The organism is Serratia sp. JKS296 (assembly GCF_900215445.1).
In the GTDB taxonomy this organism is placed as follows: Bacteria; Pseudomonadota; Gammaproteobacteria; order Enterobacterales; family Enterobacteriaceae; genus Serratia; species Serratia marcescens.
Map to the genome: position 1 here is coordinate 2,542,563 of NZ_OCMX01000001.1, position 26,318 is coordinate 2,568,880.

The following is a 26,318-nucleotide window of genomic DNA, read 5'->3' on the forward strand; positions in this document are numbered from 1 at the left end:
CCGCGATGTCCAAGTTAAACCCGATTCTGGCTTCCTCGGCGCACAGCGCCGAGGCTTACCGCCAGGCGATTGCGCAGAGCAGTGAAGCCGTCGTGCAGTGGCTGCAACAGCCCGAGATGTATCAGGGCAAAAGCGTTGCCGAACTGCGCGAGCGCATCAAGCTCGACTTTACCCCGCAAGGCCTGGGCAACCAGGCGGCGATCGAGCGCGCCATCGAGTATTTTTTGAAAGACAGTCTGTCGGTGCACCACCCGCAATGCGTGGCGCACCTGCACTGCCCGAGCCTGGTGATTAGCCAGGCCGCCGAAGTGCTGATCAACGCCACCAACCAAAGCATGGACTCCTGGGATCAGAGCCCGTCGGCCACGCTGATCGAAATGAAATTGATTGAGTGGCTGCGCGCCCAGGTCGGTTACCAGCCCGGCGACGCCGGGGTGTTCACCAGCGGCGGCACCCAGAGCAACCTGATGGGGCTGATGCTGGCGCGCGATGCATTCTTCGCGCGTCAGGGCCACTCCGTGCAGCAGGACGGTCTGGTGGGCGATCTGCGCAAGTTGAAAGTGTTCTGTTCTGAAAACGCCCACTTCTCGGTGCAGAAGAACATGGCGCTGATGGGCCTCGGCTATCAGTCCGTCACCCTGGTAAAAACCGATCGCTTCGCCCGCATGGACGTGAACGATCTGGCGGAAAAACTGGCGCAGGCCAAGGCCAACGGCGAGCAGGTGATGGCGATCGTCGCCACCGCCGGCACCACCGACGCCGGTGCCATTGACCCGCTGCGCGACATCGCACGGCTGGCGGCGGAGCAGCAGATTTGGGTGCACGTGGATGCGGCCTGGGGCGGCGCGCTGCTGCTTTCCGAGCAGTACCGCGACTACCTGGACGGCCTGGAGCTGGTGGACTCCATCACCCTGGACTTCCATAAGCAGTTCTTCCAGACCATCAGCTGCGGCGCCTTCCTGCTGAAAGACGCGCGCCACTACGAGCTGATGCGCTATCAGGCGGCCTACCTGAACTCCGAGTTCGACGAAGCGCAAGGCGTGCCGAACCTGGTGTCCAAATCGCTGCAGACCACCCGCCGCTTCGATGCGTTGAAGCTGTGGATGGGGCTGGAAGCGCTGGGGCAGAAGCAATACGCCGAGATCATCGATCATGGCGTCACGCTGGCGCAACAGGTGGCGCGTTACATCGCCGATCAGGAATCGCTGGAACTGGTGATGCAGCCGCAGCTGGCCAGCGTGCTGTTCCGCTACCGTCCGGCGCAGCTGGCGGCGAATGGCGACGCGGCCGTCGCGCTGTTCAACCAGCGTATCGGTGACGCCTTGCTGGAATCGGGCCGCGCCAACGTCGGCGTAACCGAGTTCGATGGCGTAACCTGCCTGAAGATGACGCTGCTGAACCCGATCGTGACGCTGGAAGACATCAAGCTGTTGCTGGCGTTGGTCGAGAAAACCGCCCAGCAGTTGCCGGCGTAACCCTCCGCCACTGCGCATTAAAAGCCGATAGCCCCAGGCTATCGGCTTTTTTATCGCGCTCACGTCGTGCGCGTACTCAATCCGTTGACATGTTTTCCCAGGATGTCGCTTGTAGGTCCAGATCGATTTCCAGCGTTTCCAAAAAGCGCGCCGTCATCATGTAGTGCCCAATCATTAATGCCAGTTCAGCCAGTTGAACCTCATCATAATAGCGCCTGACCGCGTTAAACGTGTCGGCAGAAACCTTCACCTGCTGCACGCATTCATCGACAAAATGCAAGATGGCCGCTCCTCTGGCGTCGATGCCAACACCCTGCTCTATTTTCTCGATGTCGTCATCGCGCCACCCCGCAAGGATCGCCAACGGATAGTGTTGCATACGCTCATAAGCGCTGTGGCTTAACGCGCCAACCCTTAATATGATCATTTCCCGATCTTTATCACACAGTCGCCCGGCCGGAAAAGAGGCGCCCAGCGACAGATATCCCTGCGCCGAACGGCTGGTTTTCAACAGACCCAGCGTAAGATTGGCGGGAAAACGGGCATATTGTTGCTGTTGCTCAGCCGTTAATTCACTCACTGCCGGCAGTTTTATTCTGGCCATCGTTTATTCCCCCGCGCGTTCATCGATAATTGCAACCGGCCGAGCCCAGCCGGCGGATGCCTTATAAACTTTGACCGGCAGACTGATCACGTTGAATCCGCAAGGGGGCAGCAATTCAAGATTGCACAGTTTTTCAATTTGGCAATAAGGATATTTACTGCCGGCATAGTGCCCTTCCCAAATAAGCGAAATATCGCCGCTTTGTTCAAATTTGGTGCGCGTATGGCTGAATGGCGCATCCCAGCTCCAGGCATCGGTGCCAACCACTCTGACGCCGCGTTCAGTAAGATACAGCGTCGCCTCACGGCCTATGCCGCAACCGCGATGAATAAAATCTTCACTGCCGTACCGCCCACCGGCCGCCGTATTGACCAGAACAATATCGCCGACGGCGAGCGGATGATCAATCCTCGCTAATTCACGCTCAATATCACGCGCAGTGACCACATAACCGTCTGGAAAATGGCGAAAATCCAATTTGACGCCAGGGCCGATACACCATTCCAGCGGTATTTCATCAATGGTTTTTGACGCCGAACCGTCGTCCATATGCGAATGGTAGTGATAAGGGGCGTCCATATGCGTCCCCGCATGGGTGCTCATGCGGACAAATTCCACCGCCCAGCCCTCCTGACGCGGCAGCGCCAGGGGATCCAGGCCGGGAAATGATTCCGCCAGCTGCAACGCTCCGCGCTTGTTGTCAACATACTCGATTTCCGGCAGAAACCGCTCCGGATCGGAAGCGATCCCGCTCATCAGCGGCACCGAAAGATCAATGATTTTACCGTACATATTGTTACCTTTATCCAGGGGAATGACCTGCCCAGAGTAAGCTTTCCCCATAGAATAGAAATGCCGATTATCAGACAACTTATTGTTATAATAGGAAGACGCAGCCATGAACGGACAGGAAGGCGTCATGAAACCGTCAGAATTGACCGGGGAAATCCCAATATCGATTTGGTTCAGAAATAAATCCTGGCCGGCAGGAACGCAATTCCCTTTACAGGCGTTGCCATGGGGCAAACTGATGTATTCCATGAAAGGGTTGGCGGAAATAAATATTGAGGACAATATTTATTTATCCACTCCGGAATATGCCATTTGGCTCCCCGTTAATACCGAACATGAATCCGTAGCAAAGAGTGCAATTGACTATGTCATTCTTCATGTCAGCCCCCCGCTATGCCAATCCTTACCGAGCAAACCGCAAACCCTGCGGCTGAATAAGATCGTCAAAGCGGTGCTGGCCGATTTTTCAGAAAGGCGCATTGGCTATCCGCACACGCCTCAGGACCAGACGTTGGTTACCGCATTGCTTGAGCAGCTGGCGCTGTCGGAGCGTTTTGACAGCTACCTGCCGCTCGGCAGCGACGAGGTGATCAAGATCATGACCGAAAAGATGAGCGCCGCGCCGCACGATTTCAACACGCTGACGCAATGGTCGGGCATGCTGGGCTTGAGCGAGCGTACGCTCTCGCGGCGATTTCTCGCCGCCACCGGCATCTCTTTCAATGAATGGAAACTGAGAAGCAAAACCCTCATGGCGATGACGCTGTTGCAGGAAGGGAGAGCCGTCAAATATGTCGCCTCTACCCTGGGGTATCACGATCCTTCCGCGTTTATCGCCATGTTCAGACGGCAAACGGGCCAGTCCCCCTCCGGTTTTTTAGCGGTAAGTCATGGCACCCCGAAAACAGGCTCAGGCATAATGCATGGCGACTGATGCAGCATTCGTACGCACAAACTGCATCGAACGCCTTCCCCCCTATTCAGCACGACAGGATGCGCACGCATGACAGACCCTGATTTCAACCTGCTGATCGCGCTCGACACGCTGCTGACGGCGGGCAGCGTTGCCGGCGCGGCGCGCCGTCTCGGTTTAAGCCCCTCGGCGATGAGCCGTACCCTCAGCCGACTGCGCGCGGCCACCGGCGATCCCCTGCTGGTGCGCGCCGGCCGTCATATGGTGCTGACGCCCTATGCCGAAACGCTGCGCGAGCGGGCGCGGCACGCGACGTTCGAAGCCCGCGCTGTGTTGCGTCCGGCTCAGGGAGCATTGGATCCCGCCGCGCTGGATCGTACCTTCACGCTGCGCGCCAATGACGGCTTCGTCGAGGCCTTCGGCCCGGCGCTGATCGCCGCCGCCGCCGAACAGGCGCCGCGGGTGCGGTTGCGCTTTGCGCCCAAGCCGGAGAAAAGCGACCGCCCCCTGCGTGAAGGTCTGGTCGATCTGGAGATCGGCGTGTTGGGTGACATGGGCCCGGAAATCCGCCTGCAGGCGCTGTTCCGCGATCGCTTCGTTGGCGTGATGAGAACCGCACACCCGCTGGCGCAACAGCCGGAGATTGGCGTCGCCGACTACGCCGCCTGCGGCCACGTGGTGGCCTCGCGCAGCGGGCGCATCCTCGGGCCGGTAGACGCCGCGCTGGCGGAGCTGGGGCTGGCACGCCATATCGCCGCCGTGGTGCCGAGCTTTCCCGCCGCGCTGGCGGTGGCGCAGGCCTCGAATCTGTTGGCGTTGCTTCCCGCCTCTTTCCTGCAGGCTCAACCTGCCGATGGCCCGCTGCGCGTCTTCGAACTGCCGGTAAAAACGCCGCCCGTCACCGTCTCGCAGATGTGGCATCCGCGCCTGGACGCCGAGGCGGATCACCGCTGGCTGCGGCAGTTGGTGCTGTCGGTTTGTCGTCGGCAGGCGCAGCCCCCGGCGAGTGACAATGTCACCTAAAAAGCGTTTACGGCCTCTGATGCCCGTTTAAATCGGCCAAATAAGCGCAGAACATGTCCGCCATCGCATCGGCATAAGCCGCGATCTCGGGATCAGTTCGCGGCGTTTCGGAGAATTGCTTGCCCGCCGCCCCCAACGTGCCGACGATCAGATCGCCCGCCAACCGGCGAGTGACCTGCGGAACATCAGGCAACGCTTCGCACATGAAAACCTGCACGACATCCTTGCCGGCTGCCTTTACCGCCTGTGCCTCCGGCGCATCGCGGTAAAGCGGCGCCGCATCATTCAACGCTACGCGCATCTGCGCCTCTTCACATTCCGAACGGATAAACGCCTGCACCAACAACCGCAAGCGCGCGAACGGCGTTTTCTCGCGGTCGGCCAAAATACGGCTCAGCATATCCGTGGTCTGCCGCCATTCGTCGCTCTGCAAACGAAACAGGATCGCCGCCTTATTGGGGAAATACTGATAAAGCGACCCGACGCTGACGCCGGCACGCTCGGCCACCCTGGCGGTGGTGAAACGCGCCGCCCCCTCCTGCGCCAAAACCTGAATAGCGGCGGTCAGAATAGCGGACACCAGTTCGGCGGAGCGCGCCTGTTGCGGTTGTTTTCTCGAGGAAATTTGCTTACTGCGGCGTTCAGTCATAGCGGGCGGCCAATGCGAATAGAGGAATGCGAATAGTTCGTCATATTATAACGGCATGCGCTAACGCGCTCCATTTACGACAGGAAATTTGCCATGAGTACCCTGACCACTGCCCCCTTAGCGCCGCTGCTAAACCGCCTGTTCCAACAGGCATCCCGCCGGTCGCCGGCGCTTGCCGCCCTGTTCCGCGACGTGCCGGACGCAGAGCAAAGCCGGCTGATGCAGAGCAAAACCGAGTACCGCGAACTCTACCACCGCCTGAAGGATTTCCCGCTGGCCGTGTCGCCGGCGACCGGGGCCTTGCTCTACATGTTGGCGCGGGGTTGCCGGGCGCAAAACATCGTCGAATTCGGCACGTCGTTCGGTATTTCGACCCTGCACCTGGCCGCCGCACTGCGCGATAACGGCGGCGGCCGATTGATTACCTGCGAGTTTGAACCGAGCAAAGCGGCGCGGGCGCGCGACAACCTGACCGAAGGCGGCGTCATCGACCTGGTGGAGATCCGCGTCGGCGACGCTCTGGAAACGCTGCGCGGCGATCTGCCGGCCACGGTCGATCTGCTGCTGCTCGACGGCGCCAAGGGACTTTATCCCGATATTCTCGACCTGCTTGAGAGCCGTCTGCGGCCCGGTGCGCTGATCGTCGCGGACAACGCCGATGACAGCCCGGATTACCTGGCGCGGGTGCGCGATCCGGCGACGGGCTATCTCTCCACGCCGTTCGCGGATGACGTCGAATTGACAATTCGGCTTTAAAATCCCCATCGAGCGAGGGTTGTACCCCCTCGCTCGATGGGAGAACATAGCGTTCACGATGCCTGACGCAGTGAAACGCCCATGACGCTTCCCCCTCTCTGGCCGGTCTTCGACGGCCATAACGACCTGCTGCTCAATCTGTGGCTGCAGCATGACGACGATCCGGTCGCCGCCTTTTATTCCCGCGTCACGCCGGGCCACCTCGATTTCTCCCGCATGCAGCGCGGCGGATTCTGCGGCGGGCTGTTCGCGGTATTTATTCCTCCGGTCGGCTATATCGCCCAGATGCGTAATCAAACGCAGGACGAGGCGCAGGCCGCCTTCGATCCGCTGGCGATCGCCGAACGGCAAATCGCCATCCTGCAGCAGCTGGAGCAGGCTTCTCAGGGGCGGCTGCGCATCTGCCGCACCGCCGCCGAGATAGAGCAGTGCCGCCTCAACCGGCAAATCGCCGCGGTGCTGCATATCGAAGGCGCCGGCATGATCGATGCGGAGCTGACGCAGTTGGAGGCCTTCTACCGGCTGGGCGTGCGCAGCATCGGGCCATTCTGGAATCTGCCTAACGTCTTCGGCACCGGCGTCAGCGGGCCGTTCCCCGGCTCACCCGATACCGGCCCCGGCCTGACGCCGGCCGGCGAGGCGCTGATCCGCGCCTGCAATCACCGACGCATCATGATCGACGTCTCGCACATGAACGAGAAAGCCTTCTGGCAAACCGCCGCGCTGAGCCGTGCGCCGCTGGTCGCCACCCACTCCAACGCCCACGCCCTCTGCCCGCAGCCGCGCAACCTCACCGACGCACAGCTGGACGCCATCGCCCAGAGCGGCGGGATGGTCGGCGTCAATTTCGGCACCGCCTTCCTGCGGGCGGACGGTAAACGTGACAGTGCAACGACCGGCTTAACAGAAATTGTTAAACACGTTGAGTATTTGATCGCTAAACTTGGTGAAGATCGCGTGGGATTTGGCTCTGATTTTGACGGAGTCAACGTACCGCAACCGTTGGAGGACGCCGCAGGCCTACCGCGCCTGACGCAAGCGCTGGCGCAGGCCGGGTTCGATAACCGGCTGCTGGAGAAGCTGACCTGGCGCAACTGGCTGAACGCGCTCGCCGCCACCTGGGGTGAATAACCCGGTTACGCTTTAAAGGTTGCGATCTTCGTCACATTTCGCCAACATTGGGCCGGCCTAATGCGAAAATTTCTCATTGGGCTCGAACTATCACGATGCATGTAAAGGAGCACCGCTATGACTACCTGGACTAAACCTGAGTTTGTTGACCTGCGTCTGGGGCTGGAAGTGACGCTGTACATTTCCAACCGTTAATCGCCTGTCTGCCCGCCTTTCGCGCGGGCATTTCTTTCCCTCTTTTTCTGGTTCAGACATGCAGATAAAAGTTCTCGGCTCGGCGGCGGGCGGCGGCTTTCCCCAGTGGAATTGCAACTGCGACAATTGCCGGGGCGTTCGCGACCACAGCATCAACGCCACGCGCCGCACCCAGTCTTCCATCGCCATCAGCGACGACGGTAAAAACTGGGTGCTGTGCAACGTTTCCCCGGATATTTGCCATCAGCTGCTGGCCTCGCCCGAATTGAATAATCCCGACGTGCTGCGCGGCACCGGTATCGGCGCGATCGTGCTGACCGACAGCCAGATCGATCACAGCGCGGGCTTGCTCAATTTGCGTGAGGGCTGCCCACACCACGTCTGGTGCACCCCTGAAGTGCATGACGATCTCAGCACCGGCTTCCCGGTGTTTCCCATGCTCTCCCATTGGAACGGCGGGTTGATTCACCACCCGGTGACGCCCGGCGAACCGTTCCGCACGGCGGTCTGCCCAAACGTGCGCTTCACCGCCATTCCGCTGCTCAGCAACGCGCCGCCCTATTCGCCGTACCGCGATCGCCCGTTGCCGGGCCACAACGTGGCGCTGTTTATCGAAGATACCGCTCGCGGGATCGGGCTGCTGTATGCACCGGGCCTGGGTGAGCCGGACGAGGCGCTGATGCCGTGGCTGCGCCGCGCGGACTGCCTGTTGATCGACGGCACGCTGTGGCACGACAACGAGCTGGCCAACGCCGGCGTGGGACGCAATACCGGCAAAGACATGGGGCACCTGGCGCTGGCGGAAGAGCACGGGCTGGCGGCCCTGCTCAGCACCTTGCCCGCCAAACGCAAGATCCTGATCCACATCAACAATACCAACCCGATCCTCAATGAAGACTCCGCGGAACGGCAGAGCCTGACCGCCGCCGGCATCGAAGTGAGCTGGGACGGCATGAATATCGAACTGTAGGGAATCGCCATGACGCAACCACGTCCCCTGACGCCGCAGGCATTTGAAGCGGCGCTGCGCGCCAAAGGCGCTTATTACCACATCCACCACCCGTATCACATCGCGATGCACAACGGCGAAGCGACGCGTGAGCAGATCCAGGGCTGGGTGGCCAACCGGTTCTACTACCAGACCAGCATTCCGATCAAGGATGCGGCGATCATGGCCAACTGCCCGCAGCCTGACACCCGTCGCAAGTGGGTGCAGCGCATTCTGGATCACGACGGCTACGGCGGCAGCGAAGGCGGCATCGAGGCCTGGCTGCGCCTCGGCGAGGCCGTCGGGCTGCAGCGCGACGCCCTGCTATCCGAGCAGTTGGTGCTGCCGGGCGTGCGCTTCGCGGTGGACGCCTACGTCAACTTCGCGCGCCGCGCCTGCTGGCAGGAAGCAGCCTGCAGCTCGCTGACCGAACTGTTCGCGCCGCAGATCCACCAGTCGCGTCTCGACAGCTGGCCGCAACACTACCCGTGGATCGACGCCGCCGGCTACGACTATTTCCGCAGCCGCCTCGGCCAGGCTAACCGCGACGTGGAACACGGCCTGGCGCTGGCGCTGGACTATTGCGACACTGTTGAAAAGCAGCAGCGCATGCTGGAGATCCTGCAGTTCAAGCTGGACATTCTGTGGAGCATGCTGGACGCCATGAGCATGGCCTACACCCTGAACCGCCCGCCTTACCACAGCGTGACCGCCGCGCGGGTATGGCACAACCAGAGGCTGGTGTAATGACGCTGAACCCTGAACACACTCCCGTCTTCCGCCGCGGTTACCGCCTGCAATGGGAGCACGTGCAAAACAGCCATGTGATCCTCTACCCGGAAGGCATGGCCAAGCTGAACGACAGCGCCGCCGCCATTTTGCAACTGGTCGACGGCCACACTACGCTGAACGGCATCATCGCCCAGTTGAACGCCCGCTTCCCCGGCGCCGAAGGGTTGGCGGACGACGTGCTGGAATTTTTCCAGCGCGCCTACGAACAAAAATGGGTGACCTTCCGTGACTGAACCACGTGCGCCGGCGGTGAATCCGCCGCTCTGGCTGCTGGCGGAGCTGACCTACCGCTGCCCGCTGCAGTGTCCGTACTGCTCCAACCCGCTCGATTTCGCCGCGCAGGAAAAAGAGCTGACTACCGCGCAGTGGATAGAGGTGTTCCGCCAGGCGCGGGCGATGGGCAGCGTGCAGCTCGGCCTCTCCGGCGGCGAGCCGCTGGTGCGTAAAGACCTGCCCGAGCTGATCGCCGCCGCCCGCGATCTCGGGTTTTACACCAACCTGATCACCTCCGGCATCGGCCTGACCGAGAAAAAGCTGCAGACCTTCGCCGACGCCGGGCTGGATCATATTCAGATCAGTTTTCAGGCCAGCGACGAAACGCTGAACGCCGCGCTGGCGGGCTCCGCCAAGGCATTTCAGCAGAAGCTGGCGATGGCCAAGGCGGTCAAGGCGCTCGGCTATCCGATGGTGCTCAACTTCGTGTTGCATCGCCATAATATCGGCCAGATCGACCGCATCATCGAACTGGCGATCCAGCTGGATGCCGACGACGTCGAGCTGGCGACCTGCCAGTTCTACGGCTGGGCGCACCTGAACCGTGAAGGCCTGCTGCCGACCCGCGAACAGATCGCCGAGGCAGAAGCCGTGGTGAAACGCTACCGCGAACGCATGGCCGCCGACGGCAAACTGGCTAACCTGCTGTTCGTCACGCCGGATTACTACGAGGAGCGGCCTAAAGGCTGCATGGGCGGTTGGGGCGCCATCTTCATGAGCGTGACGCCGGAAGGCATGGCGTTACCCTGCCATAGCGCCCGTCAGTTACCGATTAAGTTTCCGTCGGTGCTGGAGCACGATCTGCAGCATATCTGGTACCACTCCTTCGGCTTTAACCGCTATCGCGGCTATGACTGGATGCCGGAGCCCTGCCGTTCCTGTTCGGAGAAAGAGCAAGACTACGGCGGCTGCCGCTGCCAGGCGTTCATGCTGACCGGCAACGCCGACAACGCCGACCCGGTGTGCGGCAAATCGCCGCATCACGGCACCATCCTGGCGGCGCGGGAAGCGGCGAACCGTTCGCAGATCGGTATCGATCAGCTGCGATTTCGCAATCAGACCAACTCCCGTCTGATCTTCAAGGGTTGACGATGGCACCCGCCGCCGCTTCGTGGCAGCTCGATAACGGTTTGGCCGTCAAAGCGATAAGCGACCCTGCCGCCGACGCCGCCGCCGCGCTGGTGCGCATCGAGGCGGGCAGCTTTCAGGCGCCTGCCGCCTGGCCCGGCCTGGCGCATCTGCTGGAGCATATGCTGTTTCGCGGCAGCGCGAACTTCAGCGCGCAAGATGGGCTGATGAGCTGGACGCAGGCGGCCGGTGGCCGTTTAAACGCCACCACCCAGGCCACGCAAACCGCGTTTTTCTTTGAGGTGGGCGCCGCCCATCTGGCGGATGGGTTGGCGCGGCTGAGCGATATGCTCGCCGCTCCGCAGCTGGCGACTGAGGCGATCGCCCAGGAGATCGAGGTCATCGACGCCGAATACCGCCTGCTGCGCGCCGATGTTGAAACCCGCTGCGAAGCCGCGCAGCGGCAGATGTTCAGCGGATTTGACGCGCTGCATCGCTTTCATATCGGCAGCCGCGCCGCTTTCGGCAGCGATATTTCCGCGTTGCAGCAGGCGTTGCGGCAGTTTCACCACCATTATTACCGCGCACCGAACATGACGCTGTGGCTGCAAGGCCCGCAATCGCTTGAGCAACTGCATGCGCTGGCACAGCGCTACGGTGGCGGCTTGCCGTCGGGCAGCGCCGCGCCGCCCGAGACATTGCCGCCGCTGGCCGCCGGGCAAGATTACACGCTGTCTCTTCCCGGCGCGCCGCAGCTGCGGCTGGTGTTTGCCCTGCCGCACTGCCGTTCACGCGGCTGGCTGCGACGGCTTGAGCGTGTATTGCTGGACGACGCCCCTGGCGGGCTGCTGGCACGGCTGCGCGCGCACGCGTGGGGCGACGCCGTTCGGCTGGATTATGCCCGCTGCGGCGAAAACAGCGCCCTGTTGAGTTTTATTTTCACCGTCAATCACGGCTCGGCGTCTGAGGCCGCCCATATCGAAAGCGCCTTGCTGGCATGGCTGCAGGCGTTGAACGCGCTGACACCAGGCCAGCTCGAGCATTTCGGGCAACTGGCGAACCGCGATTTTCACCGTCTGACGCCGCTCGATCAGCTGCGGGCCAGAGCGTTTGGGCTGCCGCCGACGGAACAGCATGACGACTGGACGCGGCAACTCGCTATGCTGATGGCGGCGCCGCGCCGCCGCCTGGCCGTGCAGCCCGAGGGGGGCGGTGAAACGCGCGAAATCCAAGGGCTGCCGCTGACCCTGCGCCCCTTCGCCGGCGCCGCGCTGGCGCCTACAGCGGAACCTTTCCGCTTTTTCTCAGCCTCGGCGGCGCTGCCGATCCCGCCCTTGCCGGCCGGCCAGGCGCCGCTGCGGCATCTGCGTTCCGGCGAGGCGCAGCCGGTGCTGTTGCTGCGCCCAGCGTCGCATGGCGCGCTCAGCGAAGAACAGGCCTGTGGCTTGCAGGCGGCGCTGCGCCCTGGCGCGGCGGAGCTGGCGCATCGGGAGGGACATTTAAGCGTCGAACGCCACCAGGGCGTGTGGCTGCTGCAGCTGGCGGGCAGCCACGGGCTGATCTGCCACGGCCTGAACGTCGTGAACCGGGCTCTGGCGGCGCAGCCGCCGGCCGTCATCAACGAGGCGGCGAGAAACCTGCGCCACGCGCAGTTAAAACAACGAAACGATATCGCCATTCGCCGCCTGTTGGCCCAATTGCCGGCGGCGCTGAACGTCTCTACGGCAACGGCGCCACACTGGCATGCCACCCTGGTCGGCGGCGATGGCGAGTTAAAACGGCGACTGTCACATTTGCTGTATGACTTCCCCTACGCCATAACGGCTGAGCCGCAAACGCCGCCGCGTTTACATCCCCCTGTCACGCTGACGGAAAGCGGCGCCGAACACGCCTTGCTGCAGTTTTACCCGCTGCAAAACGATGAAGCCGAAGGCCGCTGGGCGCTGCGCGTGCTGGCCCGGCTTTACGCGCCGCGCTATTTTCAGCGGCTGCGCGTGGAACGCAACGTGGGCTACGTGGTGCAATGTGCCTTCCACCGCTGCACCCATGCCGAAGGCCTGCTGTTCGCGCTGCAATCCCCGACGTTCACCGCAGAACAGCTGCGGCAGTTAAACGACGAATTCTTGCTGCAGATGCATCATGAGCTGACGCACGTTAGCGTTGGAGAGCTGGAGCAAACGCAACAGGCGCTGCAACAAAACTTGCAAGGCCTCAGCGCCGAGCCGTTGCAACGTGCGCGGGAGATTGCGTTGGAAAATCGCGCGGCCATTGCCGCCGCTGCGCCGATCACGCTGACGCAATTGCGCTATTGGCAGCAGCGTTTGTTTTCCTCTGATTGATTAACCCGGCGGTGAACACCGGCCGGGGATTAGGTCGCGGAGAAAGTATCGCTCATGCCGCAGAAGGCCGGCTGGCCGCGAAAAAAAAGCCCCCATCGTCACGATGAGGGCTGAATAAAGCGAAGCATGCAACCGCGATCAGAAGCGCCAGGTCAGACCGGCGTTGACGCTGTTGTCCTGGTGGTTGGACGACAGCTGCCCGCCGTAGCCAAGGGACAGGACGGCGTTTTTGTTAATCGATACATCGACGCCCGCTTTCAGAATCGCGCCATCGCGAGAAACAGGCACGCTGTTCACGTCGAACGCCGCATCGGTGCGTTTGAACATCAGCTGCGTTTTACGCTCCAGCTTGCCGTACTGATGCTGCCAACCCAGCTCGCCGCGCAGCGCGATCGCCACGCTGTCGGTTTGCCACTCGGTGTCGGCGCGCAGCCCCAACGTCGAGGCGGTGGCGGACTGACTTTGTTTGTCGCCGCGCAGCGCCGCTGCCCCGCCTTGCTCGTTGATCTCCTCGTTACGGTAATGGGTATACGCCAGGTTGGCGAACGGCTCAAGGTTGACCGCATCGCTCGTCCAATCGTAGCCGCTTTCGATGAACAGCTGACCGGTGCGCGCGTTATACTTGGCCTTCTCGCGATCCGACTGCGCGCCGTAGTTCACCGAGCGCGAGGTGTCGATGCGATGCCAGGTATAGGTGCCGCCCGCTCGCAGCGCCAACGCGCCGAAGCGTTTGTCGCCGTACAGCCCCAGATGGTAGTTGTCGCTGTGAGCATCTGACTGATAACCGCCATCCAGCGAAGTGCGGGTATACCCGGTCATCATGCCAAGCCGGCCGTCGTCAAACAGTTCGCTGTCCAGACCTAACAGCACGCCATAGGTGGAGGTCTGGTAACCGGTGGCGTTGTCGTTGCCGGAAGCATGCCCCCAGCTACCCAGCAGTTTCGCCCAGGCGCCGTTGTCATCCGCTTTAATGTCGGTAGCGGTGCGGCGGCCTTCCGCCTGGCGCAAGCGCTCGGTGGCGGTATCGCGCAGGTAACGGCTTTCGTTGATCTGGGCGGAAGCCATATCCGCGTGGATCTGGCCGGACAGTTGACGGGTCGCCTGTTGCAATTCTCTGGCCGAGGTGAAGCCGAGGAAGCTTTCATAGACCGGATGGCCCGCCACGATGCTCGCCTCTTCGTTCACGGCTTGCGCCTCGCCCCCATCGCTTTGCAGCAGGTTGGCCTCTTCGGCCGCCGGGATCGCCACGCTACGTTTGGCCGTTTCCGTGACCGGTTCCGTCGCGTTGAGCGTCTCCACCGCACGAGCTACCGCTTTCTCGTTCTCAGTGCTGGCCAGGCTGTCAAAGCTGGCGTCGGTGCGCGTGATGCCAAGGCCGACGTCATTGCCCTGATAATCCAGCGCGACTTTAACAAACGGATACGATGGGTTGGCGTTTTCGAATCTACCGGTAACGCCGTCCGTCGTGGTCAGGATGGTGTACTTGTTGCCCAGCAGACTCTGCGCCTCATTCTGCGACAGCAGGTTTTGGCTGCGTTCCAGGCTGACATTCACACTGCCGCCGTTGAGGAAAGCGCGCCGCGCGGCGATCTTATCGCTGCGGCCATTGTCCGCCACTTCCACGTTATACTGCGAACCGCGATCAAAAATGGCATCGTGCAACACATGCAGCGTGCCGATGCCGTTGCCCGGCGCGACGCTGCCGCTCCGAGCCGCTCTGAAGGCGCCTACGGTGCCCTCGCCGGACAATGTGCCGCTATTTTCGATATAGACGTTGGATGCCACCGAACCGTCGATCGCCAACACGCCCTGTTTCACCCAGGTATCACCGCGATAGGTGTTATTACCCAACAGCGCCAGCGTACCGGCGCCCGTTTTGGTCAAGCCGCCGTGCCCGCTGATGTCGTTACTCCACGAATCGAAATCGCATTCGCTCGACGTGCAGCGCCGCTCAACCGGCGTGCCGGGTTCGACGATATTTCCCAGGCCGGGGATATTCACCACAAACTGTTTCTCACTGTAGGAACCCGGCACATAATATTCCTGCGGGATATCCTCTTTGGTAATAAACATTTTCGGGCCGTTGATCGCATCGCGTAAATTGACGCGCCCCCAGCCGAATAAATTATCAATGCCGGCAACGCCTAAATCGGTGGCGGTGGTTTTAATGACTGCAGATATTTGATCGGCGCTCATATATGGGAAGCGCTGCATCAATACGGCGGCGACGCCGGTCACATGCGGCGCCGCCATTGAGGTGCCGGATTTGTTGCCGTAACCAGGATTAAGCGACAGCTCGCCCTTATTATAAGCTTCGCGATTCACGGCGCCGCCGGTATTGGACTCCAGCCGGCCGACGGTGCTGTAAATATCAGAACCCGGCGCGGAAACACAATAGCTGGCCGTTTGCCCGCAGCTGGTCGAGGAAACGCTTAACTGATTTGCGTCACTCAGGTTGGTCACAATCAGGTAATTATTCAGTACGTCCGGGAAAGCGTAAGGCAGTGACTTTTGCGCTTCCGGAATATTGTAATTGTTGTAATTGCCCGCCGAGAAGACGATCAGCTTGCCGTGCCTGGCTGCCCGCAGCAGCGTCGACATGGCGCTGTGCCCGCCGGTGGGCACCGGTTGTTCGCTGCCCCATTCCACGCTGGATTTGCTGCGCATCATCTCGGCGATCACGTCGCTTTTTACGAATGCCACGTAGTCCGGCCTGCCGTTCGGCAACCAGATGATATCGCCTTTGGCGTCTCGCCGGATATCCGGCGCGATCCCCCAGCTGTTATTGATGACGCGAGCCGCGCTCTGAATCAGCTCTTCACGGCCGTTGCGATTACCGTAATCATTCAATTTGGTGCCGATAATATCCGCGTCGAAAGCGACGCCGTGCATGCCTGCGCCATCTCTTTTAGCCGCAGCGATACCGGCTACGTGCGTGCCGTGATCGCCGAAAGACATATTATCTTGTTTATCATACGAGAAATTATAACTGCCGTTATCCAGGCGCGTCAGTTTACCGGAGAATTCAGAATGGGAAAGAATAGCGTTATCGATAACGCCGATGGTTATACCTTTTCCGGTATAGCCTCTGGCATAGGCGAATTCGGCGGAAATAGCTTCAAGCCCCCATTGGCGATTAAACTCAGCGGTTTTCCAACTGTCAGGCGCGCCCAATCGACCGGGATCCTGATAAGCGGCAAGAGAAGAATGAATGGATAAGCCATAACAACCCAGAAAAACGCAATACGCTAACTTCAATCTTTTATTAAGTATCATTTTACGCTCCATGTTTATTTATACCCAGAAGAAAACTTACGTTTTAACCGCGCTGAAACCTCCTATGATCGTGAAACGACGGATAACACATGCGGACCCGGCGCGGGCCGCACGAACAGACATGCTGAGAGATGCAAATGGGCGCGGACAGACAAAGGGATGCCATCGCGCCGGGCGCCTATGGCGCAGGCGTCTGGAGAGGAGGCGAATGTACGTTTGTCGGCGCCGTTGCGCCGGAATGACCCGACCATCGGGACCGGGCGTAAGGATCAGGCTGTGGGTACATTTTGCTTCATCATCCAGTTTTGCTAATGATTTTCATTCGCGAGGCTATCTTATACGTAAGCAAAGTGTCAACAGATGAAACAAAACATTTCTTGATTTGTATCATGACTTTTCTCTAAGCGCCGAGCGACGGTGCTGCGATAACCGCTGAAGAGTGCATGAAATGACGGCTATTGCCGCCATAAGTGAGATTTTTATCAGTGAATACGCATAGCGGCGACAGTGCAGACGATGGAAGAGCATGAAAACACCTGAATATTTCATCAAATAGAAACATCAGATTGATTAATTTTTATGGCAATAGCCCACCGTGGTCGGAGCACTTATTTTTCGATGCAATATAAGAGGGGCTTATAAATAACAGGAGTATTCCTAATGCGTTCTTGTGTAATCTATTTCATGCTACCAGGCCGGTTTTTAGCCGCGTCCGCTGGCTATTCCTAATTTCATTGGCAAGACTATATTGAAAGAGGCTCTGCTATAGAGCACGAATATGGGTAATTTTCCGAGGAAATACCGCATGACCCTGTTGCCCAAGCAGAGCAATAACAAAAATCCGATTGATCTCTATAGCGAAATCGTAGACGACTTGCCGGGTCTGATTTGCTTCGGCAACCGCCTTGGCGGTTACTTCAATAAGCAGTGGCGCGACTATACCGGCGCCATCGCCGGTGAGCACGGCGCCGCAGACTGGCTCGATGCCCTGCACACCGACGATCGCGATCGCCTGGCCGCGCAATGGCGCCAGGCGATCGTTGCCCTCTCCTCGTTCGCCGGCGAAGCTCGTCTGCGCGAGCGCAGCGGCGCCTACCGGTGGTTCATGCTGGCGTTTAACGCCCGTCAGGACGGCATGGCGCAGGAGCCCAGCTGGTATCTCACCGCCACCGACATCCATCCGCAAATGCTGCAACGCCAGCAAAACGTTCAGGCGCTCTCTATCCAGCAAGACATGCTGGACGCCAGCGTCGACTGCATCAAAGTCATCAATCACGATGGCACGCTGCGCCACATGAATCGCTCCGGCAGCCTGGCGCTCGGTCTTGATCCGGCGCAAAAAGAGTTTGGCATGCCCTGGCTGGGGCTCCTGTCCCCCGAGATCCGTCGCCGCGGCAGCAAGGCGCTGCGCAGCGTCAGAGCCGGAAAAAATGCGCGCTTCGCGGGATTGAGCGTGACGCCGCAGGGTAAAAAACAGCACTGGGACAACATTCTCACACCGGTCAGCGACGAACACGGCGCCGTGGCCGAGATTTTGTGCGTCTCGCGCGACGTGACGTCGCAACGCGTGATGGAACAGCGTCTGTTGCTCGCCAGCGAATATGACGAATTGACCGGCCTGCCCAACCGACGCTTATTCAAGAAAAAGCTGAAGCAAGAGATGAAGCGCGCCCTGCACGGCAAAAAGTCGCTTGGGCTGATGCTGCTGGATCTTGACCACTTCAAGCTGGTGAACGACACGCTGGGTCACGCGGCGGGCGACCATCTGCTGCGGGTCTTGGGTAAAAGGCTCAGCGCCTGCATGAATGCGCATTCGTTCGTCTCCCGCCTCGGCGGCGACGAGTTCGCCGTGGTGATCAGCGACGTCGAAAACGAGCAGGATATTTTCCGCATCGCCAACAAGTTTCTGCTGCAGTTGGAGACGCCGATCACCCACGGCGGCAAGACGCTGCATTGCGGCATGAGCATCGGCGGCGCCATCTATCCCAAAGACGCTCGCGACGCTTCGGAGCTGATGAAATGCGCCGATACCGCGCTGTATGAACTGAAAGACGGCGGCCGCGGCGGCGTCTACATGTTCGATCGCAAGATGATGGACAAAGCCCGCGCCCGCGCCAGCCAACTCAACTACGCGCGCCAGATCGTGCGCGACAACTGCATCCGCCCCAGCTACCAACCGAAGGTCTGCCTGATCGACGGCAGCATCGTCGGCTTTGAAGCGCTGCTGCGCTGGCACTGCCCGCAAAACGGCGTACAGCTGCCGGCGACGGTAAGCGAGGCGTTCAACGACTACGAATTGGCAACCAAGATCAGCGAAGCCATGCAGCTGAAAGTCTTCGCCGATATCGCCCGCTGGCGCGCGGCCGGTGTGGCGGTGCGGCCTATCTCGCTGAATGTGTCGCCGATCGAGTTTTTACGCGACAACTACGCCGAAACCTTCCTGCAACGCCTGCTGAAGTTCCGCATTCCCCATCACCTGATCGAACTGGAAGTGACCGAACACGCGTTCAACAAGCACGGTTCGAAATACGTACTGCGCGCGCTGCAAATGCTCAAAGAGATGGGTATCCGCATCGCGCTGGACGACTTCGGCACCGGCCACTCCTCGTTCAGCCATATCATGGACTACCCGCTGGACTGCATTAAGCTGGACTGCGACTTTATTCAACGCATGAACACCGAACCGGCGATCCTGGCGATCGTGGAAAGCATCGGCATTCTCGGTCAAAAGCTGTCGATCGATATCATCGCCGAAGGCGTGGAAACCGAGCAGCAGCGCCAAACGCTGTGCGAAGCCGGTTTCCATATCGGCCAGGGTTTTCTGTTCAGCCGGGCGGTCGAGTCCCAGCAGGTGCCCGAGCTGCTGCAGGCGATGCCGCAATCTGTCGAGGGCCGCTAAGCGCCCTGCCGTTCGCCGAACGGCGCCAGTTTCATGCCGACCAGCGTCACCACGCAAATGACCGCCCCGGCGTAAAAGGTGGACGCGGAACCGAACAGCTCCCACAGGGTTCCGGCCCCGAGACTCGCCAGCAGCAATGCCACGCCGCTGATCAGATTGAACATGCCGAACGCGGTGCCGCGCAGATGCGCCGGCGCGGTGTGCGCCACCATCGCCGCCAACAGCCCCTGCGTCATGCCCATGTGCACGCCCCACAGCGCCACGCCAAACAGCACGCCCGCCCAATGATCGCTCAGCGCCAATACCAGATCGGCGGCGATCAGCACCAGCAGCCCGGCTTTCAGCAATCCTTCATGACTCATGCGGTCGGACAATTTGCCGAACGGATAGGCCGAACAGGCGTAGACCAGATTCATGGCGACCATCACCAGCGGGATCAACGCCAGCGGCGTGCCGCCCTGCTGCGCCTTCAAGACCAGGAACGCTTCACTGAAACGCGCCAGCGTGAAGATCGCGCCGATGCTCACCACCCACCAATAGCTGCGCCCCAACAGCCGCAGGTTGGCGCGGGTAATCGGGTTGGTGCGCTTGTGGGTTATCGCGGCGGCCGGCTCTTTCAGGCCGAAAAACAGCAGCGCAATCGCCAGCGCCGCCGGGATCGCCGCCACCCAGAAGATGGCGCGAAAATCGTTGTGCCACAGCAGCATCAGGCCGACGGCCAGCAGCGGTCCTAAAAAGGCGCCGACGGTATCCAGCGACTGGCGCAGCCCGAAAGCCGCGCCGCGAATTTCCGGCGGCGTCACGTCGGCCACCAGGGCATCGCGCGGCGCCCCGCGAATGCCTTTGCCCACGCGATCCAGCAGGCGCGCGCTCATCACCATGCCAGACGACGACGCGATGGCGAAAAACGGTTTGCTGATGGCGCCCAGCCCGTAACCCAGCAGCGCCAACCCTTTGCGTTTGCCGAGATAATCGCTGAGCACGCCGGAGAACACCTTGACGATCAACGCCGTCGCCTCCGCCAGCCCTTCGATCAACCCGATGACGATCACGCTGGCACCGAGCGTCGTCGCCATAAACAGCGGCAACAGGCTATGGATCATCTCCGAGGAAACGTCCATCAGCAGGCTCACGCCACCCAATACCCACACGCCGCGCGGTATGCGGCCCAACGTAGCGAAACGCGACGACATGGTTCATCCTCGATCGATTCAGCGCCGCCAGAGGCGCCTCATGATTTTTCCAAGATTGGTTAGTTGATTTTGTTCGTTCACAGATCTGCCGCCTTTAGAGATAGTGCAACGACCGTGTGACACCCATAATAATGAAGGTAATTAACATAATGATATATAGCAAAAAGATGATAGTGATTGCGGCGCTGCTGAGTTTTTCCGCCGCCGCCGCACCAGGCGTGGATCTCGTCGCCAACGAAACGCCGATCCACACGGTGAAAAACGCCGAAGCCGTGGCCAAAATCCCCGCCGGCTTCCGGTTCGTGGAACCCGGCACGCTGACGGTCGCCATTTCTCTGCTGGGCAGCGGCCCGCCGTTCGGCCTGTACGCCCGCGACAATAAAACGGTGATTGGCAGCGAGGCGGACATCGCGCGCCTGGTGGCCGACGGTTTGGGGTTGAAACTCAAGCTGGTGCCCACCTCGTGGGAAGACTGGCCGCTGGGGGTGGCCTCCGGCAAATATGACGCCGCGGTTTACAACATCACCGTGACCAACGAACGCAAGACCAAATTCGATTTCGCCACCTATCGTCAGGATACGCTGGGTTTCTACGTCAAATCCGACAGTAAAATCACCCAGATCAAAACCGCGCCGGATATCGCCGGTAAAAAGATCATCGTCGATTCCGGCACCAATCAGGAAGCGGTGCTGCTGGCCTGGGACAAAGAGAACCGCGCCAAGGGATTAGCGCCGCTGCAACCGGTGTATGTCACCGACAAGGCCGCCTCCACGCTGGCCATTCAGTCCGGCCGCGCCGACGCCACCTTCGGGCCCAACGTTTCCGGCGCCTATCAGGCGCGGCTGACCGGCAAAACCCGGCTGGTGGGCATCGTGCCCGGCGGCTGGCCGAAGACCGCCAACATCGCCGTCACGCTGAAAAAAGGCAACGGCCTGGTGGACGCGGTGCAGGCTTCGCTCAACAGCGCCATCGCCAACGGCAGCTATCTGCAGGTGCTGGATCGCTGGGCGGAGAGCGACGAGAAGATTGCCCATTCCGAGATTAACCCGCCGGGGCTGGGGGACTAGAGCATGAACCGGCCCCGCATCGAGGGGCCGGTTATTGATGAGCAATCATGCCGCCTCATTCCGCCGCCGTTTTCTGCCTTCCCAGCTTGCGGTACAGCGTGCTGCGCGAAACGCCGAGCGCCTTCGCCGCCCGGCTGAGATTGCCGCCCGCCCTGTCGATCGCCGCCTGCAGCGCCCCCTGATCGGTATCGGCGTTCTCTTGCCGCGGCGCCAGCACCGCGATGGACTGAGGAAGATCGTCCAGGGTAAGCACCGCATGATCGTCCGCCAGCGCCAGCAGCACCTTGAGCGTGCTCAACAGTTGCCGCACGTTGCCGGGCCACGGATAGCGCGCCAGCATCGCCAGCGCCTCCGGCAACAGACGAATGTCGCGCCGCTCGCCGCCCAGCTCTCGCCATAGCTGCAAAATGAAGGCCTCCAGCTGCGCCCGCTCTCTGAGCGGCGGGATGCGCAGGCTGTATTCCTGTATGCGGTACAGCAAATCCTCGCGAAATGCCCCCGCCTCTACCTGCCGATGCAGATCGTGGTGCGTGGCGCAGACCAGCGCGAATTCGACCGGATAAGCGCTGCGGCTGCCGAGGGGCGTGACCGTTTTTTCCTGTAACACCCGCAGCAGGCGCGTTTGCAGGCCCGCCGGCATGTCGCCGATTTCATCGAGAAACAGCACGCCGCCGTCCGCCTCGCGGATCTTGCCGATGTAGCCTTTCGGATTGGCGCCGGTAAACGCCCCCGGCGCATAACCAAACAGTTCGGATTCGATCAGCGGCTCAGGCAGCGCCGCGCAGTTGATCGCCACAAAGTTGCCGTTGCGCCAGCGGCTCTCTTGAAACAGGCGGCGGCTGAAATGCTCTTTACCGCAGCCGGTTTCGCCGGTCACGCACAGCGAAAGGCCGGCGTTGAGAATACGCAGCGCTTTCTGATGCTGCTCGTCGTGCCGTTCCGCCGGCGGCGCAGAACGCAGAGCGCTGACGCGGCGCTGCGGCGCCTCAAGCAACGAATAATAGTGCTGTTGATTGCCGGCCAGCGTCTGGCGCGGTGCGCCGGAAGGCTGTCGCAACAGGTCGGGAAACAGTTGGGTGAACTCAACGGAGCCGAATGAGGCCGACGAAAGCCGGAACTCCATCATCGCCAGTCGATTGGCGGCGATCAGCACTTCGTCGTGAAACACCAGCAGCAGCTCTTGCGCGCTGCCCAGGCAGCGGGCATCGGCGTGCAGGCGCAGCGTCCAGTGGCGATCGGCGATCGCGCTTCTGACCCAGCGGTGTTCGATATGCCGCACCGCCTGCATGATCAGGCGCTGTGCATCGCGGTACGGGCGCTGCGCGGGGGCGGAGAGATCCAGTATGCCGGCAATGCGGCCATCCGGACGATAGATCGGCGCGGCGGTGCAGTTCAATCCGGCATTTTGGTTGAGAAAATGCTGGCCGCCGCGCACTTCGCAGAATGCGCCCAGCGCCAGCGCGGTGCCGATGGCGTTGGTGCCCCGCTCCGCTTCTCCCCACTGGTTACCCGGTGCCAGCGCAAAGCGCGACGCCTTATGCAGAAAGTCGGTATTGCCGCGGGTTTCCAGCACCAGCCCGCCGGCGTCGGCGATCACCACAATGGCGGGCTGGCGCGTAATTTGCGCACCCAGCTGCTCGATCAACGGCTGTACCCGCTGCGGCACCCAATCGTTGCGGCTGCGCAGCTCTTCAAGCAATCCGGCTTTGATAAACGGGATATGTTGATCGGTGCGCGTCAAACCATAACCCTGGCTGCGTTGCCAGGATTCCGCCAACGGCTGGGTCAGCACGCTGGCGCCCTCTGCGGGCAAGCGGTCGTCAGACAACATGCGTTTCTCCCCCCCGTTCGCGAGTGTTGCAAATGTGTATCATAAATGTGTACCAGGCGTTGCGACACGGGACACAAAAAATCATCGGCGGCCGCGGCACCGCTCGATTGCCTTACCCCTGTCAATGCCTAACATTTTAATAAATAGCCATTTTTTTACTAATGCTACGTCCATCGCTAATCTGGCACGGGGCGTGCTTCTCTGTGCTGCGGCGACAGGCCGCACTCACAGGCGCAGCGCAATAGCGCCGGTTATCATCTGCAGAGAGGTGCTTCACATGAAATATGTTCACCCCGGTTTGCCTGGCTCGCTGGTTTCGTTCCGTAAACGCTATGGCAACTACATTGGCGGCAAATTTGTCGAACCGGTATCCGGCAACTACTTCACCAACACCTCGCCGGTGACCGGCCAGCCGATCGCCGAATTCCCGCGTTCCGACGCCAAAGACATCGAGCTGGCGCTTGACGCGGCGCATGCGGCGGCGGACGCCTGGGGCAAAACCAGCGTGCAGGAGCGTTCCAACGTGCTGCTGGCGATCGCCGATCGCATCGAATCGCGGCTGGAGATGCTGGCGCTGACCGAAACCTGGGACAACGGCAAACCGATCCGCGAAACCCTGAATGCCGATCTGCCGTTGGCGGTCGACCATTTCCGTTACTTCGCCGGCTGCCTGCGCGCGCAGGAAGGCACCGCGGCGGAGATCGACCAGAACACCGTGGCTTACCATATCTATGAACCGCTGGGCGTGGTCGGCCAGATCATTCCGTGGAACTTCCCGCTGCTGATGGCCGCCTGGAAACTGGCGCCAGCGCTGGCGGGCGGTAACTGCGTGGTGCTGAAGCCGGCGGAACAAACGCCGCTCGGCATCAGCGTGCTGATGGAAGAGATCGGCGATCTGCTGCCGCCGGGCGTGCTCAACGTCGTGCAAGGTTTCGGCGGCGAGGCCGGCGAAGCGCTGGCGCGCAGCAAACGCATCGAAAAAATCGCCTTCACCGGATCCACGCCGGTCGGCCGCCACATCCTCGCCTGTGCGGCGGAGAACATCATCCCCAGCACCGTCGAGCTGGGCGGAAAATCGCCGAACATTTATTTTGAAGACATCATGCAGGCGGAACCGGAGTTTATCGACAAAGCGGTTGAGGGGCTGGTGCTCGGCTTCTTCAATCAGGGGGAGGTGTGCACCTGCCCTTCACGCGCGCTGATCCAGGAATCCATCTACCCGCAGTTTATGGAGAAAGTGCTGGCGCGTATCGCTACCATCCGCCAGGGCGATCCCTTCGACACCGAGACCATGATCGGCGCCCAGGCGTCAAAACAGCAGTACGACAAGATCCTGTCCTACATCGACATCGCTAAAAACGAGGGGGGCAAAATCGTTGCGGGCGGCGAGCCCGCCCAGCGCGGCGACGAAGTGCAAAACGGTTTCTACCTGCAGCCGACGCTGATTACCGGCAACAACAGCATGCGTTTCTTCCGCGAGGAGATCTTCGGGCCGGTGATTGGCGTCACCACCTTCAAGGATGAGGCCGAAGCCCTGGCGCTGGCCAACGACACCGAGTTCGGGCTGGGCGCCGGGCTGTGGACCCGCGACATCAACCGCGCTTACCGCATGGGTCGCGCGATCAAGGCCGGGCGCGTATGGACCAACTGCTACCACCTGTACCCGGCGCACGCCGCGTTCGGCGGCTACAAGAACTCCGGCATCGGGCGCGAGACCCACAAGGCGGCGCTGTCGCACTATCAACAGGTGAAAAACCTGCTGGTCAGCTACGACGCCAAGCCGCTGGGCCTGTTCTGAACCCGGCGTAATGACAAGAAGGCCACCCGCAGGTGGCCTTCTTGTTGCGCGTGGCCTACTTCGCCATGCCGAGATCGATCACCATGCGACCGCGAATGGTGCCCGCCTTCATCTCGTCGAAGATGGCGTTGATATCCCTCAGCGGCCGCTTGGTCACTTTCGGCGTCACCTTGCCTTCGGCGGCGAACTGGAACGCCTCCTTCAGATCTTCGCGCGTGCCCACCAGCGAACCCACCACCTGAATGCCGTCCAGCACCAGGCGCGGAATGCTCAGATCCATGCTCTCCGGCGGCAGCCCCACGGCCACCACTTTACCGCCGGCGCGCACCGCATTCACCGCCGAGTTGAAGGCGGCTTTCGCCACCGCCGTCACCACCGCCGCGTGAGCGCCGCCGGTTTGCTGTTGAATGATCTCTTCCGCGTTTTGCGTTTTGGAGTTGATGGTCAGATCGGCGCCGATCTGTTTGGCGAACTCCAGCTGACCGTCGTTGACGTCGATGGCGATCACTTTGGCGTTAAACACGTTCTTGGCGTACTGCAACGCCAGGTTGCCCAGCCCGCCAAGGCCATAAATGGCGATCCACTGCCCCGGTTTGATATCGGAAATCTTCACCGCCTTGTAGGTGGTGACGCCGGCGCAGGTGATGCTGCTGGCGGCGAAAGAATCGAGCCCATCCGGCACTTTCACCGCGTAGTCCGCCACCACGATGCACTCTTCCGCCATACCGCCGTCAACGCTGTAGCCGGCGTTTTTCACCGAGCGGCACAGGGTCTCGTTGCCGCTGACGCAGTATTCGCAATGGCCGCAACCCTGGTAAAACCAGGCGACGCTGGCGCGGTCACCCACTTTTAACGAGGTGACGCCCTCACCGACGGCGGAGACCACGCCGATACCCTCATGCCCCAACGTAATGCCCGGCACCTCGCCGAAATCGCCGTTTTTCACGTGCAAATCGGTGTGGCACACCCCGCAACACTCCATTTTCAACGCCGCTTCGCCGTGCTTCAGCGGGCGCAGCACTTTATCCTGAATGTCTACGGTATGGTTTTTCGTCACTACGGCAGCTTTCATGGTGTTTTCCTTAGCAGTGTGGGAAGTACAGTTGTTAATGTAGTGACTGTATTCGGCGAGGGCAAGCGCCGCGTGTTTTGTGTAAAAACAAATAATTAAATATGAATCAGTCTGATTATTTCATAAAAAACCATTAACAGACGGCGCGATCGCCTTGAGATTGGCAGCCGTGAACGATCGCGCC

The 26,318-nt window shown here is 60.9% G+C and carries 21 protein-coding genes; 14 read left to right on the forward strand and 7 right to left on the reverse strand.

The window, feature by feature from the left end:
- Positions 1–5: 5 nt before the first annotated feature.
- Positions 6–1,475, forward strand: a complete 1,470-nt coding sequence (locus CRO23_RS12020) for a pyridoxal phosphate-dependent decarboxylase family protein (RefSeq protein ID WP_028127421.1) — start codon at positions 6–8, stop codon at positions 1,473–1,475.
- Between the two features lie 76 nt (positions 1,476–1,551).
- On the opposite strand, the gene CRO23_RS12025 is transcribed toward CRO23_RS12020, so the two are convergent.
- Together CRO23_RS12025 and CRO23_RS12030 are read right to left on the reverse strand one after the other, a co-directional pair.
- Positions 1,552–2,079, reverse strand: a complete 528-nt coding sequence (locus tag CRO23_RS12025) for a carboxymuconolactone decarboxylase family protein (RefSeq protein ID WP_049299212.1) — start codon at positions 2,077–2,079, stop codon at positions 1,552–1,554.
- Positions 2,080–2,082: 3 nt separating this feature from the next.
- Entirely contained in the window at positions 2,083–2,871 is a 789-nt protein-coding gene (locus CRO23_RS12030; protein ID WP_097102044.1) for a cyclase family protein, read from the reverse strand.
- 127 nt (positions 2,872–2,998) lie between these two features.
- On the opposite strand from CRO23_RS12030, the gene CRO23_RS12035 reads away from it, so the two are divergent.
- On the forward strand, positions 2,999–3,805 hold the full coding sequence (locus tag CRO23_RS12035) for a helix-turn-helix domain-containing protein (RefSeq protein ID WP_240323806.1): 807 nt from the start codon (positions 2,999–3,001) through the stop codon (positions 3,803–3,805).
- Positions 3,806–3,874: 69 nt separating this feature from the next.
- Complete coding sequence (locus tag CRO23_RS12040; RefSeq protein WP_097102048.1) at positions 3,875–4,807, forward strand: LysR family transcriptional regulator; 933 nt, start codon at positions 3,875–3,877, stop codon at positions 4,805–4,807.
- A gap of 7 nt (positions 4,808–4,814) precedes the next feature.
- Here the strand turns inward: CRO23_RS12040 and CRO23_RS12045 are convergent, their stop codons facing one another.
- The gene (locus tag CRO23_RS12045; protein ID WP_016927745.1) at positions 4,815–5,456 is read right to left on the reverse strand and encodes a TetR family transcriptional regulator; all 642 of its coding nucleotides are present in this window, start codon (positions 5,454–5,456) and stop codon (positions 4,815–4,817) included.
- Positions 5,457–5,549: 93 nt separating this feature from the next.
- On the opposite strand from CRO23_RS12045, the gene CRO23_RS12050 reads away from it, so the two are divergent.
- The 8 genes from CRO23_RS12050 (at position 5,550) to pqqF (ending at position 12,998) form a co-directional block, all read left to right on the forward strand.
- Positions 5,550–6,212, forward strand: coding sequence for an O-methyltransferase (locus CRO23_RS12050; protein WP_016927746.1), 663 nt, complete (start codon positions 5,550–5,552; stop codon positions 6,210–6,212).
- 81 nt (positions 6,213–6,293) lie between these two features.
- Positions 6,294–7,343, forward strand: coding sequence for a dipeptidase (locus CRO23_RS12055; RefSeq protein ID WP_016927747.1), 1,050 nt, complete (start codon positions 6,294–6,296; stop codon positions 7,341–7,343).
- Positions 7,344–7,460: 117 nt separating this feature from the next.
- A complete protein-coding gene (pqqA, locus tag CRO23_RS12060; RefSeq protein WP_004937827.1) occupies positions 7,461–7,538 on the forward strand; it encodes a pyrroloquinoline quinone precursor peptide PqqA in 78 nt (25 codons plus the stop codon).
- A 58-nt stretch (positions 7,539–7,596) separates the two neighbouring features.
- Entirely contained in the window at positions 7,597–8,508 is a 912-nt protein-coding gene (gene pqqB / locus CRO23_RS12065) for a pyrroloquinoline quinone biosynthesis protein PqqB (RefSeq protein WP_097102050.1), read from the forward strand.
- A gap of 9 nt (positions 8,509–8,517) precedes the next feature.
- Complete coding sequence (pqqC, locus tag CRO23_RS12070; protein ID WP_015376769.1) at positions 8,518–9,273, forward strand: pyrroloquinoline-quinone synthase PqqC; 756 nt, start codon at positions 8,518–8,520, stop codon at positions 9,271–9,273.
- Positions 9,273–9,551 (forward strand): pyrroloquinoline quinone biosynthesis peptide chaperone PqqD, encoded by a 279-nt coding sequence (gene pqqD, locus CRO23_RS12075; protein WP_097102052.1) that lies wholly within the window; start codon positions 9,273–9,275, stop codon positions 9,549–9,551. Before pqqC ends, pqqD begins: the two co-directional genes overlap by 1 nt.
- The gene (pqqE, locus tag CRO23_RS12080) at positions 9,544–10,680 is read left to right on the forward strand and encodes a pyrroloquinoline quinone biosynthesis protein PqqE (RefSeq protein ID WP_028127420.1); all 1,137 of its coding nucleotides are present in this window, start codon (positions 9,544–9,546) and stop codon (positions 10,678–10,680) included. The genes pqqD and pqqE overlap by 8 nt, the downstream gene beginning before the upstream one ends.
- 2 nt (positions 10,681–10,682) lie before the next feature.
- Positions 10,683–12,998, forward strand: coding sequence for a pyrroloquinoline quinone biosynthesis protein PqqF (gene pqqF, locus CRO23_RS12085; RefSeq protein WP_097102054.1), 2,316 nt, complete (start codon positions 10,683–10,685; stop codon positions 12,996–12,998).
- Positions 12,999–13,136: 138 nt separating this feature from the next.
- Here pqqF and CRO23_RS12090 read toward each other — a convergent pair whose 3' ends face one another.
- Entirely contained in the window at positions 13,137–16,172 is a 3,036-nt protein-coding gene (locus CRO23_RS12090) for an autotransporter domain-containing protein (RefSeq protein ID WP_097102056.1), read from the reverse strand.
- A 907-nt stretch (positions 16,173–17,079) separates the two neighbouring features.
- On the opposite strand from CRO23_RS12090, the gene CRO23_RS12095 reads away from it, so the two are divergent.
- Positions 17,080–19,173, forward strand: coding sequence for a putative bifunctional diguanylate cyclase/phosphodiesterase (locus tag CRO23_RS12095; RefSeq protein WP_033640356.1), 2,094 nt, complete (start codon positions 17,080–17,082; stop codon positions 19,171–19,173).
- On the opposite strand, the gene CRO23_RS12100 is transcribed toward CRO23_RS12095, so the two are convergent.
- Entirely contained in the window at positions 19,170–20,366 is a 1,197-nt protein-coding gene (locus CRO23_RS12100) for an MFS transporter (RefSeq protein ID WP_016927754.1), read from the reverse strand. The two genes, CRO23_RS12095 and CRO23_RS12100, sit on opposite strands and share 4 nt — an antisense overlap.
- A gap of 149 nt (positions 20,367–20,515) precedes the next feature.
- Here CRO23_RS12100 and CRO23_RS12105 point away from each other — a divergent pair, with 149 nt between their 5' ends.
- A complete protein-coding gene (locus tag CRO23_RS12105) occupies positions 20,516–21,433 on the forward strand; it encodes an ABC transporter substrate-binding protein (protein ID WP_016927755.1) in 918 nt (305 codons plus the stop codon).
- Between the two features lie 55 nt (positions 21,434–21,488).
- Here the strand turns inward: CRO23_RS12105 and CRO23_RS12110 are convergent, their stop codons facing one another.
- Positions 21,489–23,264, reverse strand: coding sequence for a sigma-54-dependent Fis family transcriptional regulator (locus tag CRO23_RS12110; RefSeq protein WP_097102058.1), 1,776 nt, complete (start codon positions 23,262–23,264; stop codon positions 21,489–21,491).
- A 277-nt stretch (positions 23,265–23,541) separates the two neighbouring features.
- Between CRO23_RS12110 and exaC the strand changes: the two genes are divergently transcribed.
- Positions 23,542–25,062: an acetaldehyde dehydrogenase ExaC gene (gene exaC / locus CRO23_RS12115; RefSeq protein WP_016927757.1), complete on the forward strand. Its 1,521-nt coding sequence runs from the start codon at positions 23,542–23,544 to the stop codon at positions 25,060–25,062.
- 55 nt (positions 25,063–25,117) lie between these two features.
- On the opposite strand, the gene adhP is transcribed toward exaC, so the two are convergent.
- Complete coding sequence (adhP, locus tag CRO23_RS12120) at positions 25,118–26,134, reverse strand: alcohol dehydrogenase AdhP (protein ID WP_016927758.1); 1,017 nt, start codon at positions 26,132–26,134, stop codon at positions 25,118–25,120.
- Positions 26,135–26,318 lie beyond the last annotated feature (184 nt).

What these genes read in the sequence shown, in the direction of transcription:
- exaC (WP_016927757.1), top strand. Translation starts at nt 23,542, where the DNA reads ATGAAATATGTTCACCCCGGTTTGCCTGGCTCGCTGGTTTCGTTCCGT.
- CRO23_RS12105 (WP_016927755.1), top strand. Translation starts at nt 20,516, where the DNA reads ATGATATATAGCAAAAAGATGATAGTGATTGCGGCGCTGCTGAGTTTT.
- CRO23_RS12025 (WP_049299212.1), bottom strand. Translation starts at nt 2,079, where the DNA reads ATGGCCAGAATAAAACTGCCGGCAGTGAGTGAATTAACGGCTGAGCAA.
- pqqA (WP_004937827.1), top strand. Translation starts at nt 7,461, where the DNA reads ATGACTACCTGGACTAAACCTGAGTTTGTTGACCTGCGTCTGGGGCTG.
- CRO23_RS12100 (WP_016927754.1), bottom strand. Translation starts at nt 20,366, where the DNA reads ATGTCGTCGCGTTTCGCTACGTTGGGCCGCATACCGCGCGGCGTGTGG.
- CRO23_RS12030 (WP_097102044.1), bottom strand. Translation starts at nt 2,871, where the DNA reads ATGTACGGTAAAATCATTGATCTTTCGGTGCCGCTGATGAGCGGGATC.
- pqqC (WP_015376769.1), top strand. Translation starts at nt 8,518, where the DNA reads ATGACGCAACCACGTCCCCTGACGCCGCAGGCATTTGAAGCGGCGCTG.
- adhP (WP_016927758.1), bottom strand. Translation starts at nt 26,134, where the DNA reads ATGAAAGCTGCCGTAGTGACGAAAAACCATACCGTAGACATTCAGGAT.
- CRO23_RS12020 (WP_028127421.1), top strand. Translation starts at nt 6, where the DNA reads ATGTCCAAGTTAAACCCGATTCTGGCTTCCTCGGCGCACAGCGCCGAG.
- CRO23_RS12040 (WP_097102048.1), top strand. Translation starts at nt 3,875, where the DNA reads ATGACAGACCCTGATTTCAACCTGCTGATCGCGCTCGACACGCTGCTG.
- CRO23_RS12110 (WP_097102058.1), bottom strand. Translation starts at nt 23,264, where the DNA reads ATGTTGTCTGACGACCGCTTGCCCGCAGAGGGCGCCAGCGTGCTGACC.
- pqqD (WP_097102052.1), top strand. Translation starts at nt 9,273, where the DNA reads ATGACGCTGAACCCTGAACACACTCCCGTCTTCCGCCGCGGTTACCGC.
- CRO23_RS12095 (WP_033640356.1), top strand. Translation starts at nt 17,080, where the DNA reads ATGACCCTGTTGCCCAAGCAGAGCAATAACAAAAATCCGATTGATCTC.
- pqqF (WP_097102054.1), top strand. Translation starts at nt 10,683, where the DNA reads ATGGCACCCGCCGCCGCTTCGTGGCAGCTCGATAACGGTTTGGCCGTC.
- CRO23_RS12035 (WP_240323806.1), top strand. Translation starts at nt 2,999, where the DNA reads ATGAAACCGTCAGAATTGACCGGGGAAATCCCAATATCGATTTGGTTC.
- CRO23_RS12055 (WP_016927747.1), top strand. Translation starts at nt 6,294, where the DNA reads ATGACGCTTCCCCCTCTCTGGCCGGTCTTCGACGGCCATAACGACCTG.
- CRO23_RS12050 (WP_016927746.1), top strand. Translation starts at nt 5,550, where the DNA reads ATGAGTACCCTGACCACTGCCCCCTTAGCGCCGCTGCTAAACCGCCTG.
- CRO23_RS12045 (WP_016927745.1), bottom strand. Translation starts at nt 5,456, where the DNA reads ATGACTGAACGCCGCAGTAAGCAAATTTCCTCGAGAAAACAACCGCAA.
- pqqB (WP_097102050.1), top strand. Translation starts at nt 7,597, where the DNA reads ATGCAGATAAAAGTTCTCGGCTCGGCGGCGGGCGGCGGCTTTCCCCAG.